This window comes from Polyangiaceae bacterium, from assembly GCA_020633205.1.
Classification (GTDB): domain Bacteria; phylum Myxococcota_A; class Polyangia; order Polyangiales; family Polyangiaceae; genus JAHBVY01.
On record JACKEB010000010.1, the window covers coordinates 1,289,625 to 1,302,137 of the forward strand.

Here is a 12,513-nt window from a genome sequence, read left to right on the forward strand (position 1 = left end):
GAATCGGCCCCGCGAAAGTACGCTGCCCGGGTGTCAATGGAGGGTCAGTGCCTTGGCGGGCGCTTCGAGGTCGAGCGTGAGGTAGGTCGCGGCGGCGTCGGTGTGGTGTACCGCGCGCGTGACTTGGAGACTGGCCGCACCGTGGCGCTCAAGGTCGTCGCTGCAGAGGCTGGAATGGCGCCCGAGGAGGAGGAGCGCTTGATGAGCGAGGGCCGCGTGCTTCAGGACCTCGATCATCCAGGGATCGTCAAGGTGATCAGCAGCGGCGTCCTTCCCGACACCAGCCAACCCTACCTGGCCATGGAGTGGCTCGAAGGCGAAGACCTTGCCGCACGACAATCGCGCGAGCCGTTGACACTGGGTGAGTCCGTTGAGTTGACGATGCACGTCGCGCGCGCGCTCGGCGCAGCACACGCAGCCGGTGTGATCCATCGTGACATCAAGCCCGGAAACATCTTCCTAGTCGCTGCCAACGGCGAGTCACAGACCACCTTCGGTGCCCAACCCAAGTTGGTCGACTTCGGGGTCGCAAAGAGCGACGACATGCGGGTTACCCAGACGGGAGACATCGTGGGAACGCCAGCGTACATGTCGCCCGAGCAGGCACGTGGCGATGCCGCGGTCGACGCCCGCAGCGACATCTACTCCCTCGGCGCAACGCTCTTCGAACTGATCACGCGTCGCCCTCCGCATGTAGGCCCCAGCCACATCGCCACCTTGGCCCGCTTGGTCACCACTGCGGCGCCTCGCCTGAGCGAAATCCGCCCGGAAATTCCGCCGATACTAGACGACCTCGTCTACCATATGCTGGCCACCAGCCCCAGCGAACGCCCCGAGAACGCGCAGCAACTGAGCAAGCAGCTCGAGGAGTCCCTGGCAGACGCCCAACGCGTAAGCATCCCTCCGGGTTCCACGGACCTTTCACTTTCGCAGCGGCTTGGCTCCAGCGCTTCGCGCCTGGTCACCAGCATCGTCGCGATCAACTTCAGCAAAGGCTCGAGTCGCGAGCGCGCTCTCGAGCTGTTGCGCTCGCGGGGCGCGGACGCCGTCCCCCTGGGTCAGGATGCCATCGTTGCGCACCTCGGGGCCCGCCGCGCCGTGGGCACTGAAGCCAGCGCTGCGCTCGACTTGGGCAGGCGTCTGGCACGCGCCGGGGCACGCGTGGGTGTCGCGAGCGGGCGAGCTCGGGTCAACGTCAACCAAGACTCCGGCGCGGTGAAGCCCGTGGGAGAAGTGGTGGACCGAGCGTCGTCCCTCGCGCGGGAGGCGGAGCTCGGGCAAGTGCTGGCAGATGCCACCACCGCGGAGCTTGGTCGAGGACGCTACGAGTTTCGCAGCCGGGACGATGGCTCCTCGGTGGTCGGGGAGATCCTCAAGGGCGGTCAACGGGTTGGCGGAGCGCCCTTCGTCGGACGCGATCGGGAGCTGAACAAGATCCTGACGACATTCGAGCGTTCCCGAGAGGACCACACGCCTGTAGTCGTTAGCGTCACAGGTCCGCCGGGTATCGGCAAAAGCCGCTTGCGACGTGAAGTGCTGGCACGCCTGAGCGGCAACACACGGGTCATTCTCCAGCGCAGTGACGCCTACGGTCAGGGGCACGCCCTTGGCGCAGCCGCGGACGTGGTGCGAGGGATCATCGGTCTCTCGAAGGGCACCACGACGGAAGAGGCACGCGCCGCCTTGGACGCCCGCCTACTTAACCGCACGGAAATCGACGACGGTGCGCGCGACCTGATCGCGCGCATGCTCGCAAACCAGCCGCTGCCCGAAGGGATCGACCCCCGCGGTGCCCGCGACCTCTTGTGGCTCGCGATGACTGAGTTGGTGATGGGCGTGGTGCGCGCAGAGGCCACGATCGTGGTGCTCGAGGACACGCAGTGGGCTGACCCTGAGTCCGTCGAGTTCATCGATCACTTGCTGGGACGTGCGAATGGACAACCATTGATGGTGTTGTTGCTCGTGCGCCCAGAGTTCTGGGAGCACAGCGATCGCCTGGCCGGCCGCGACCACACGCGCCTCGAGCTGCGCCCCCTATCGAGACAGGCAGCGGAGGCCATCGCCCGCGCGCTGCTGGGCGAACGGGCGGACGAGCTGATGCTTGAGCGGATCGCGCAGCAGTCTGCGGGACTCCCGCTGTTCGCCGAGGAGCTCTCGCGGCTCGCCGCGGCGGGTCGCGACACCACCCACGCTCCAACGATCGAAGCGGCGATTCAGGTATCCATGGACTCCTTGAGTGAGGAGTGTCGTGATGCCTTGGGTCGCCTCAGCGTATTCGGTACGAGTTGCTGGGACGCTGGACTCGAGGCGATGAACGTCAGCGATGCGGAGTCTCTGATGCGAGAGTTGGCTGGCGCGGAGGTGCTGGTCGAACAAGCGTCCAGTCGCTTCGCAGACGCCCGGGAGTGGGTGTTCAAGCACGCCTTGGTGCGTGAAGTCGCCTACGAGTCCCTCTCAGACGAAGCCCGCAAGGAGCTGCATGCCTTGGCGGCGGACTGGCTCGCCAGCATGGGAGAGGACGCAGCGACCGTCGCCGGCCACTACGATCGCGGTGGTCAGCACGAGAAAGCCGCGTCGCACTGGGAGCGCGCGGCGCAACGCGCGCTCGCTACCAATGCGTTGACGGACGCCCTGCAAATGGCTGAGCGCGCGCTAGCCTTTGCGGACGACCGCCAGCAAGGTTTCCGCCGGGCAATGTACCTGGACGAGGCCTGGGCGCGCCTCGACCCCCGAGCAAGCGACCGGGAAACGAGCGTGAGCGAGCTGGAAGCAAACGTCTACGACGAGGCGAGCCAGGTGCGCGCGGAAGGTGCTAGGGCCCGCTTCGACGCGGCGCGAGGCGCCGGGATGGACATCACGGAGCGCTTGCTGGACACGCGCGATCGCGCCGCGTCGCTCGGCTTGCATGATGAAGAGGCGCGTTGCTCCGCCGCCGCAGCTTCGCGCCTGGCATTCGCAGGCAGCTTCGCGCCTGCAGAAGAGGAAGCCTCGCGCCTGCTCTCTCTCGCCAACGACAAGGGAATTCTCTCTGCTGCTGTCGACGCCTGGCAAACACTGGCAATCCTACGCCAGACGCTCGGACAACTGAGCGCCGCCCTGGATGCGCGCCGCAACGCGGTGCGGGCCGCTCAACGCGCTGGACTCAAAGAGCGCGAGGCCATGCTGACCACGAACCTCGGCTTCGCCTTGACCACGATAGGCGCTCGCAAGGAGGCGCGCACCTCGTTGGAAGCAGGGCTGGCCTTGGCCGACGCGATTGGTAGCCGCGGCGCCGTACGCCATGCGCAGATGAACCTGCTCGGCTTCGCCGCAACTTTTGGCGGAGACAAGCGCCTAGATGCTTACCTCGCGGAACCACGAACCGACGCGGATGCAGACGCCACAGGTGTCTGGACTTCGCCAGACCGGAGCAATCTCGGCGTGCTCTTCTACCGTGGCTGGGAGCTGATCCGGAACACCGGCGACACCTCTTGCGGTCGCGCTCGTTCGCTCCTGCAGCTCGCGGCAGAGGGCTATCAGGCGTCCGACAACCGCGACGTGCTGCCCGTTGCTCTCGGGGTCTGGGGCGAGGCGGAGCGGCGCTGCGGGAACCGAGAGCGAGCCCTGGAACTCACCAAGCGAGCGGCGGAGCTCCTCGAGAGCGGCGCGCATAGCCTGCTGAATGAAAGTACCGTCTACCTCGCCCTCCACGACGTGTGCGCCGAGAGCGGTGATGAAGAGGGAGCGCGAGACGCCGTAAGGCGCGGCCTCCCGCACCTCGAGCGGCGCCTCAAGGGTCTCCAGCGGACCTCCTACGCCAACCTCTTCCTGAGCGAGCTCCCAGACAACGCGGGTCTGCTCGGCGCAGCCGAGTCCTATGGTCTCGTGCCCGACAGCATTCAGCGTGTGCTCGAACGCGGCGTCAGTTAGGCCGAGCGCCAGCTCGGTAGTCCCCTCAGTCCTCCGCGGGGCCGCCGCCAGACTTGGCAAGGTCTTCCGCACGGATCTTCGAGGCGTCGAGCTTCTCCGCGCGCTTCGTCATCGTCTGAATGAGGTCATCGAAGCTCGGCGGCTCACCCTTGATGAAGCGTAGCGGGTTGATCCGAGCAACCACGAAGTTCTTTAGATAAGGGCTAGTAAGGCCAGCGGCTTTGAAGCGCGCAACGGCACCAGCCACCGCATCGTCGAGCGCAAGCAAGGCATCCGCCTTGCGCTCCCGTTCGCTGATGCCCGCAGGCAAAAGCTCATCGACCCAACCGTCCACCTTCCGCAGCACCGGGTTGTACGCACCCCCGGAAAGTCGACCACGCTTTTCATACGCGAACCCCAGCGTGACCAAGGCGGGCTCCTCGAACTCGAGCGTCAGGTCCGTTTCCCTCTGCCCCGACCAACCCGCCAAGTCTCGGTACATCCGCACGACCTCGAGCGCGCGCTCCCGGAGGTTGTGCGCCTTCTCGATGTTGAGCGCGAGGATTTGGTAGGCCACCTCCCGCTCGGGCACGAGCAACGCGATCACTGCGTTCGAGCCCAGCTCCTTCAGCGCGGTCAGGCGATGATTGCCATTCGGAGTCAGGTAGAGTGGCCCCGCCTCCGCAGCGTCGCTGCCACTCAGCGTCGACGCGCGAACCACAATCAGGGGGTCTAGAAACCGCCGCGTCTTGTCCATCGCCAGCGTGAGCTTGCGAACGTGGGCATCCGACACGTCGCGCTGGAAGGGTGTTGGACCAACGAGCGCCGTTGGCAAACTCACAAGCAGCAGCTGTCGACCGCCAAGTGGCTCACGGTACGCAGCCAACACTGCTCCTCCGTCAGCGCAAACTTGCTCGGCGAGCGCGGTGAGTGACTCCGGAAGCTCTGGGACCGCAGCGTTGAGGGACAGGTCCTGAGCGCCAAGGCAGGTGGGCTCCAAGGTCACCCCACGGCGCTTGCGCGTGCCCGCCTTCTTCACGGCCTTCTTCCCAGTCTTCTTCGTAGCCATCTCGCCCCCGCTTTCGCACCTGTCGCCGCTTTCGCAGCAGTCAGCCCAACCGCCAATTCGCCGTCGCCGACCTCATGGACGCTACCCGCGAACGCGAGTCAGTTCAGCTCCATCTTCATGGACGGACCGAAAATGTCCGACCGACATGCAAGTAAATCACCGAGGCGGCACCAACGCCCGGAAGGCGACTGTGGAGCCAGAACATTTCCCTGCAGATATTAAATCGACAGCCTACTTCGCTTCGCTCAGGACCTTCGCAATGCGCTGACAGGCTTCAGCGATGCGCGGCGGATCCTCGATCAACGCGAAGCGCACGAAGCCCTCGCCGCCGGGCCCGAAGCCAGTACCAGGGGACACCGCGACATGCGCCTTCTCGATCAGCAGCTGCGTCACTTCCGAGGCCGTCTTGTCGGCCCAAACCTTGGGCAAGGGCGCCCAAACGAACATGGTGCCGCTGGGTTCGGCCACGTTGTCCCAGCCCGCTTCGCGGAGGCCGTTGACGAGCGTCGTCGCGCGGCCTCGGTAGAGCTCACGCATCTCGTCTACCAGGTGATCGCCATGCTCAAGCGCCCAAGCGGCCGCGTACTGCAGCGGCATGAAGGTGCCGTAGTCCATGTACGTCTTCAGGTGCGAAAGCGAGCGAATCATGCGCTCGTTGCCCACCATGTAGGCGATACGCCAGCCCGGCATGTGATAGCTCTTCGACATCGAGAAGACTTCGACGGCGAAGGCCTTCACTTCTTCCGCGGGGATACCGCAATCAAAGATGCTCGGCGCGTAGCGGTTCGCGAAGTCGATGTCGGCGTACGCAAGGTCATGGAGCAAGTAGGCGCCTGCCTGCTGCACGACCCGAACCAGGGCCGCGAGCTGCTCCCTGGAGACCACCACGCCCGTGGGGTTCTGGGGGTAGTTGGCGATAACCAGCTTGGTCTCCCCCCCCTGGGCCCGAACCTCGGCGAGCGCCTTGGCAACCGCGTCAGCGGGTTCATGTCCTGGACCTGAGGCGTAGCCAATTGCCGTCGCACCAGCGATCCCAGGCGCACCCTGATGAATGGGGTAGCAAGGGTCGGGCGCGACGACGAAGTCCCCCTTGTCGAGCATGGCCAAGCAGAGATGGCTGATTCCCTCCTTGGCACCCATGGTCACGATGACCTCTTTTTCCACATCGAAACTAACCGAGTATCGACGCTGATACCAATCGACGATGGCGCGTCGCAGCCCGAGCAAGCCACGCCCCGGGTGATAGCGATGGTTCTTCCCGATATCCGCGGCGGTGTGGAGCTGATCCACGATCGCCTGGGGTGTCGGACGATCCGGATTGCCCAGGCCGAGGTCGATCAGGTCGGCGCCGCCGGCGAGGACCTTGGCCTTCAAGGCATCCAACGCCACGAAAGCGTAGGTGGGGAGCGCCTCAGCGCGGGGAAACGGCCAGTGCTTTTCCGGATTGGTGGTCACGAGCGCGGCTTATCACGAAGGCGAACCCACTCCAATCCGGCGTCCGCGTCTCGCCCCAGCTGATTCTAGGTCAGGCAAGCCGGCAAATATTCAGCGTCGCTGTACGGGCGACTGGATCGATCGGCCGGCCTGCAAACAGCCTGGAAGTAACGGGACGGTGCCACGTGGTAAACTAACCGTTCGGTCGATGGGAGGGAGAGACGCACTTCGTCTGGCGCTAGCTTGCAGCCTGCTTGGGGGTTGCACGCTCGAGCGCAGCGGCACTGGGGACATCGATCTAGTGGGCGCAGGGGGTGCAACCGACGCAGGACAAGACGTCCTGGAACCCGACGCCAGCTTCGGCGGGACCATCAACGCCGGGGGTGAAGGTGGAACAGGCGCGGTTTCCGCAGGGGGCGCGGGCGGCTCTTCCTCTGCCTGTGGCAACGGTGTCCGCGAAGGGTCCGAGCAGTGCGACGACAACAACACCGCATCCGGCGACGGCTGCTCGGAGAAATGTGAGGTGGAGTGCCCACCGAACGCCTCGGTTGGCCCCAACTCACACTGCTACTGGTTCGTCCGGGACCGCAAGAACTGGGGCGATGCACGCAACGACTGCGTGGCTCAGGGCGGATACTTGGTCACCCTCACCAGCGACAGCGAGAACAGTTTCCTCGCGGCATTAATCGTGGAGACGATCTGGATAGGCGCAACCGACGGTCGCCAAGCGAAGGAAAGCGGCGCAGGGAAATACGCCTGGGTTACTGGCGAAGATTTCGGCTACCAGCACTGGGGCCAAGGGGAACCCAACGCAGCGGACAAGGGCTGTGGCTTCTTCGAGAGGTGCTACGAGCACTGCGCCACGATGCGGGATGACGGCATGTGGAACGACTCGTATTGCGAAGACGACGAGTACGCCTACGTCTGCGAGCGGATTCCTCCCGGAATCAACTAGGCCCGAGAGGCTGGACTCGCCTCAGCTAGCCCAGCTCAAGAGCCCGAGAGTCAGCACCTCGAAAGGTCGCTCATGGCCCTTCTCGAGGCTTCTATTCTTTTTTTGGGGGGGAGGGTCACCAGCGCCGTGAGCGACCGCCACGAGATTCTGCAACCGCTTGGGCGTCCTGCTCTTTCTTCAGCAACACGCCCGAGAAGGGCAGCTCACTCTTGATGCGGTCGGCGCCAACGCCTGCCCGCGCGAGCACGGCGATCCAATCCACCAGCTCACTCGTGCTCGGACGCTTGCGGATACGCGGCACGGCGCGCACATCGTAGAACGCAGCGATCGCTTGATCGACGATGGCCTCATCGACGGCGGGGTGATGCACCCGGACGATGCGCTTCATCAATTCCGGCTCAGGGAAGTCGATGAAGTGGAACACGCAGCGACGCAGAAACGCGTCGGGGAGTTCTTTCTCGTTGTTGCTGGTGATGATCACGATGGGCCGCTGCTTGGCGACGATCTCGTCGCCGGTTTCCAGCACCAGGAACCGCATGCGGTCGAGCTCATGCAAGAGGTCGTTCGGAAACTCGAGGTCCGCTTTGTCGACCTCGTCGATCAAGAGCACCATGCGTTCGTCGGTGGCGAGAGCGCGGCCTAGCGGCCCGTGCTTGATGTAGCGCCGAATGTCCTTCACGCCTTCGGGGCCGGCGTCCCCGAAACGCGCGTCGTAGAGGCGCTGCACCGTGTCGTACACGTACAGACCGTCCTGCGCGCGGGTAGTGCTCTTCACAGCCCAATGGATCATCTTGTGCCCAAGCGCCTCAGCGACGGCGCTCGCGAGCAGCGTCTTGCCGGTCCCTGGTTCGCCCTTGATGAGCAAGGGACGCTCAAGGACGATTGCGGCGTTGACCGCTGACTCCAGCGCAGGGTCGGTGAGATAGCTCTGGGTTCCAGTGAATTGCTTTAGCGGCTCAGACACGAGTGCGGTGTTAGCACGTTCCGCGACAGGTCGGCTCGCCGTTGGGTCACCCAGGGACAGCTTTTCTGGCGACACGAAACGCGGAAACTCCCGGTTTTCCTAGGGCCTCGTCTCACCGGGAAGCGCGCGTTCCCATTTTCGCAGACCCGAGCTGCGTTCTTGCCGTCAGCCTCTTCTCCAACCGGGAATCGTGGTGACGGCACAAGAATTCGTGGGCTTTTCCTCCGTTTCGTGGAGACATCCCCGGCATGACCACCCGCTACGAGATTCGGGGCGCCCGACTCGAAGACGAAGAGCCACTCCTCGAGCTCGCCCAGTTCTTGAACACCATCAACCTGCCGAACGATCGCGAGTCCATCCACGCCTTGCTTGAGCACGCACATCGTAGCTTCACGGGGGAAATCGGCAGCCCGGCAGACCGGCGCTTCGTCTTCGTTCTGTGGGATCTCGAGACGCAGCGGGCCGTTGGAACGTCGATGATCGTGGCGCAACACGGACGCCGAGAGGCGCCGTACATCTACTTCGATGTGATCCCCGAGGAGAAGTACTCGCGGGCGGTGGACCGCCATTTCCATCATCAGTTGCTGCGGATTGGCTTCTCCTACGATGGCCCAACCGAGATTGGCGGACTGGTCGTCCACCCGGAGTACCGGAAGGTGCCGGAGCGTCTTGGACTCTTGATATCCTACGTTCGCTTCCTGTACATCGCCGCCCACCGCACTCTGTTTCGTGATGAGCTGATCGCCGAGCTGCTTCCCCCGTTGGAGGCGGATGGGACCAGCCATCTCTGGGAGGCTCTCGGCAGGCACTTCACGGGCATGAGCTATGCGGAAGCTGACTTCCTCTCTAGTCGCGACAAGGCCTTCATTCGCGATCTATTTCCAGGCGGAATGATCTACGCAAGCGTGCTCAGCGAGCAGGCGCAGCGGGTGATCGGCGAGGTTGGGTCTCAAACCAAAGGCGTGGAGAAGATGCTGCGCCGCATTGGGTTCAGCTACGCGGAGCGAGTGGACCCCTTCGATGGCGGACCCCATTTCATCGCGGAAACAGATCAGGTCACGCTCGTGCAGCAAACAAGGCGTCTCGAGGTTGGTACGCCGGAACCCAATACCCTGGAGTGGGGACTTCTCGCGAAGAACGAAGAGGGACCGCCCTTCTTCCGCGCCGTACGCGCACAGGGGGAAGTAAGCGAGGAATACTTGCTTTTGCCTACAGAAACGCGAGAAGCGTTCGGCTTGAAGCCGGGTGACCCCGTGTACTTCCTGCCGCTCGGCCGTCCAAACTCGTGAAGACGCCAGGTGGCGTTCCTAACCTTGAGAAACGTCGCAACTCGTTGAAATACGTTCGAAAAGCTGCTGCGGACTGAGTGCGTCGACAGCGCTGTCGCGCCATCGAACGGTGTACCGCCGCGGTCGCATGTCCGACTCCTAGTCGCCACGTTTCGCACCCTCACGAGTTCTCTTTCTGAACCGCCTGGCGGAGCAAACCGCGACTTTCCAATCGCCAGAGCTTGCGTGCTACGCTTCGACTTCAAGGGACGAAGCGCAGCGCTGCGACGGTAGCTCTGGCGAGGTGGCGAGTGGAGAACGAGGCCTTTTCGTGAACGACCAGAGAAGGGGAACACATCCCTACGTTTCGCCAGGCTCGGCTCAACCCGCTGAGGGTGCGGAATACGAACAAACCGAGGTCTTCACCGAGAGTGAGTTGATGGGCGGCCCCGAGACGGCGCGCTACCCAGATCAGGCACACTCGGGACCACCACCCCAGACGGGTGTGCAACGGCGCAGCTCCGCAGACAACCTGCCAGCGCAGCCAGCACCGGTCACGTCACCCCACGGCTCGGGACAGTACACCGCGGTTGCGCAGCCCCCTTACGCAACCCCCAGCTATCCACCCTCGGCAAGCTATCCTGCCGCTCCGCCGCCAGCTCCCGCGTACTCCGCTCCGCCGCAGTACCCCAGCGCGCCACCAGCCCAAGGCGCCCCCAGCGCGCCCTCGGGCTACGCCGTCGCGCCAGCGGGGTACGGATCGAGCTACCCGGCGCCAGCGGGCTACACCGCAACTTCAGGCAACCCCGCAGCTCCAGGCTACCCCGCAGCTCCAGGCCACGATCCCCACGGCTACGGCTATCCAACACACTCCCCCGAGCCGCCGCCGGTACAGCCACCTGCGCCAGTCGCGCAACCCGAGGCCAGCTACCCGCCTCCAGCTGCGCGCAGCTACACACCACCACCAGGCAGCATGCCCGCGCCCAGCAGCATGCCTGCGCCCAGCAGCATGCCCGCGCCCAGCCTGCCGCAGTCACGCATGGCGCCCCCAGTGGCACCGCCACCTAGTTCCCGCACGGAAACGAATAACCACGAGCTACACGGCGTGCCGACTCAGCGGCGTAGCTCCCCTCCCCCTTCGAGCCTGGACAAGACCATCGCTCCGGGAGACCTGGGGCGTCGCACCGTCTCTTTGACCAGCCCGATGGGGAGGACGCAGGTCATCCACCCCGAAGCGGAGCTGATTCCCGACTCCGGCGCGCGTTTGATTGCGTCAGGCGCGGCGACCCAGCCCGTGCAGGGAGCGGAGCTCCACCCGCAGGCTCCGGAATGGATGCGCATGGGGCGCCTGCTAGCGCTGCAGATCGAAGACGCCATCGCGCAGAACCAGGGAGACGCGTCCACTCAGGCGGCCATCGTGCGCGCTTGGGCGGCTTGGCAGCTCGGCGGCTACACCCGACGTCAGATCAAAGACGTCTCGAGCAACCTGATGCGCGCCTACAAGATGACGATGCAAGCGAGCTCTGAGCACCGCGACGCGGTGCTCAACGACTGCGCGGGGGTCGTCTACAGCACGCTACCGACGTTCCTCCGCAAGTCCTGTGACCGCAACCGCGTGATCGTCGCGCTGCAGTTGATGAGCGAATTCGAGAACGAAGAGACCGCGCGCTTCGAAGGACTTGCGGTGGTGTTGCGCTGGTCGGACCAAGCACGAATCCTCGGCAAGCAGGCAGTCGCCTGCTTACTCGGAGAAATCGAGTAGGCGCTTCCCCTAGCGAAGTAGCGCTCAAAGGAACGGCGTGAGCCACGCCTCTTGGGGTTTGGGGGTGCCGTCTCCAGCCGGCGCGAGGCTAAACATATAGTCGCCCCACCACGGCCCTGCTGCCCACCAGCTAAAGCCAAACCACACGTCTTGGTTCGCTCGCATGTAGGTCAACATGTCCGCGATCGCGGCGGCGCAAGTTGCGGTGTTCGCCCCGGCCCCTTCCCCGAGGAAACCCTTCTTGCCCTTCTCGCGGAGCCAGCCGGTCACGGCCTTGAGTCGTTCGCTCCCGATGGTCGTTGAGACGCACTCACCGTTCTCCTTGGTGCCCGACGAGTCGCTATCCAAGTACTGGTGAAGCTCATACGCGTAGTGGTCCAGTGGGTCGACGACGCCTCCCATCACCGCGGCGTTTGAGCCGCTATCCCCAGAGTACCAGGAGTGGGCGCCTGTCCAGCGCACCCCCGGCACCAGGACCAGGTTCTGCGCGCCGCTGGCGCGAATGCCTGCAATCGCGGCATTCGCCGCGGCTAACCACTGAGTGGCAGCAACCCCATTGGGCTCGTTCATTAAGCCAAACCACACGTGGTCATCTCCCTTGAACTCACCCGCTAGGCGACTCCAGAAGTCAGCGAAGGCTGTGTTCGGAACCGAAGAGGAACCAATCAGCTCGCCCGCCCAGCGCGCGTAGTCGTGAGGATCCAAGAGCGCGTAGCCGCCGCGCCCAGTGATGTGACTTACGAGCCCACGTAGGCGGTTGAGTTCGTCCGCGTCGAACTCAGCGTTTAGGTCGTGCTGCAGGCGCGGCCAGAGAAATGGCACGCGGAACACCTTCATCCCGGCGTCCAGGAAGTGATCAGCGTGAGCGTTCGAGGCGTAGATGTAGTCTGTCGCGTACTTGCCCGGCAGCTTGCTCGAACCGAACTCAGCGCTCGACAGGTTCACGCCCAGCACCCACGTGGGGCCGCTGCCAGCTGCGCCGCCGCTGCCAGCAGAGCCCCCGCTGCCCCCCTGACCACCGGCGCTGCTCCCGCCAGCTCCGCTGCCCCCCGTCGCCGTTCCTCCAGCGCTAGCACCACCCGAGGCAGTGCCCCCAGTGCCGCCAACCCCGGCGGCGCCTCCAGCTTGTTTCCCCGCGGTACCTGCCGTCCCACCACCTGCGGAGTCATCGCT

At 64.6% G+C, this 12,513-nt stretch carries 8 protein-coding genes; 4 read left to right on the forward strand and 4 right to left on the reverse strand.

All coding sequences use genetic code 11. The annotated features are described in order from the left end of the window. Positions 1-36: 36 nt before the first annotated feature. Positions 37-3,909: a protein kinase gene (locus tag H6718_05380; protein MCB9584805.1), complete on the forward strand. Its 3,873-nt coding sequence runs from the start codon at positions 37-39 to the stop codon at positions 3,907-3,909. 25 nt (positions 3,910-3,934) lie between these two features. Here the strand turns inward: H6718_05380 and H6718_05385 are convergent, their stop codons facing one another. Beyond that, on the reverse strand, positions 3,935-4,957 hold the full coding sequence (locus H6718_05385; protein ID MCB9584806.1) for a chromosome partitioning protein ParB: 1,023 nt from the start codon (positions 4,955-4,957) through the stop codon (positions 3,935-3,937). A 231-nt stretch (positions 4,958-5,188) separates the two neighbouring features. Then, positions 5,189-6,412, reverse strand: a complete 1,224-nt coding sequence (locus H6718_05390; protein MCB9584807.1) for an aminotransferase class I/II-fold pyridoxal phosphate-dependent enzyme — start codon at positions 6,410-6,412, stop codon at positions 5,189-5,191. A gap of 187 nt (positions 6,413-6,599) precedes the next feature. On the opposite strand from H6718_05390, the gene H6718_05395 reads away from it, so the two are divergent. Next, positions 6,600-7,346 carry a hypothetical protein gene (locus H6718_05395; GenBank protein ID MCB9584808.1) on the forward strand — a complete coding sequence of 249 codons (747 nt, stop codon included), beginning with the start codon at positions 6,600-6,602 and terminating at the stop codon, positions 7,344-7,346. Positions 7,347-7,461: 115 nt separating this feature from the next. On the opposite strand, the gene H6718_05400 is transcribed toward H6718_05395, so the two are convergent. Then, complete coding sequence (locus H6718_05400) at positions 7,462-8,310, reverse strand: MoxR family ATPase (protein ID MCB9584809.1); 849 nt, start codon at positions 8,308-8,310, stop codon at positions 7,462-7,464. Between the two features lie 248 nt (positions 8,311-8,558). On the opposite strand from H6718_05400, the gene H6718_05405 reads away from it, so the two are divergent. Then, positions 8,559-9,599 carry an arginine N-succinyltransferase gene (locus H6718_05405; protein ID MCB9584810.1) on the forward strand — a complete coding sequence of 347 codons (1,041 nt, stop codon included), beginning with the start codon at positions 8,559-8,561 and terminating at the stop codon, positions 9,597-9,599. Between the two features lie 310 nt (positions 9,600-9,909). Further along, a complete protein-coding gene (locus tag H6718_05410) occupies positions 9,910-11,340 on the forward strand; it encodes a hypothetical protein (protein ID MCB9584811.1) in 1,431 nt (476 codons plus the stop codon). A gap of 24 nt (positions 11,341-11,364) precedes the next feature. Here the strand turns inward: H6718_05410 and H6718_05415 are convergent, their stop codons facing one another. Next, entirely contained in the window at positions 11,365-12,279 is a 915-nt protein-coding gene (locus H6718_05415) for a glycoside hydrolase family 5 protein (GenBank protein MCB9584812.1), read from the reverse strand. Positions 12,280-12,513 lie beyond the last annotated feature (234 nt).

Bases quoted from the DNA above. Each gene is read 5' to 3' on its own strand.
- H6718_05380 (MCB9584805.1), top strand. From the start codon at position 37: ATGGAGGGTCAGTGCCTTGGCGGGCGCTTCGAGGTCGAGCGTGAGGTA.
- H6718_05395 (MCB9584808.1), top strand. From the start codon at position 6,600: ATGGGAGGGAGAGACGCACTTCGTCTGGCGCTAGCTTGCAGCCTGCTT.
- H6718_05405 (MCB9584810.1), top strand. From the start codon at position 8,559: ATGACCACCCGCTACGAGATTCGGGGCGCCCGACTCGAAGACGAAGAG.
- H6718_05385 (MCB9584806.1), bottom strand. From the start codon at position 4,957: ATGGCTACGAAGAAGACTGGGAAGAAGGCCGTGAAGAAGGCGGGCACG.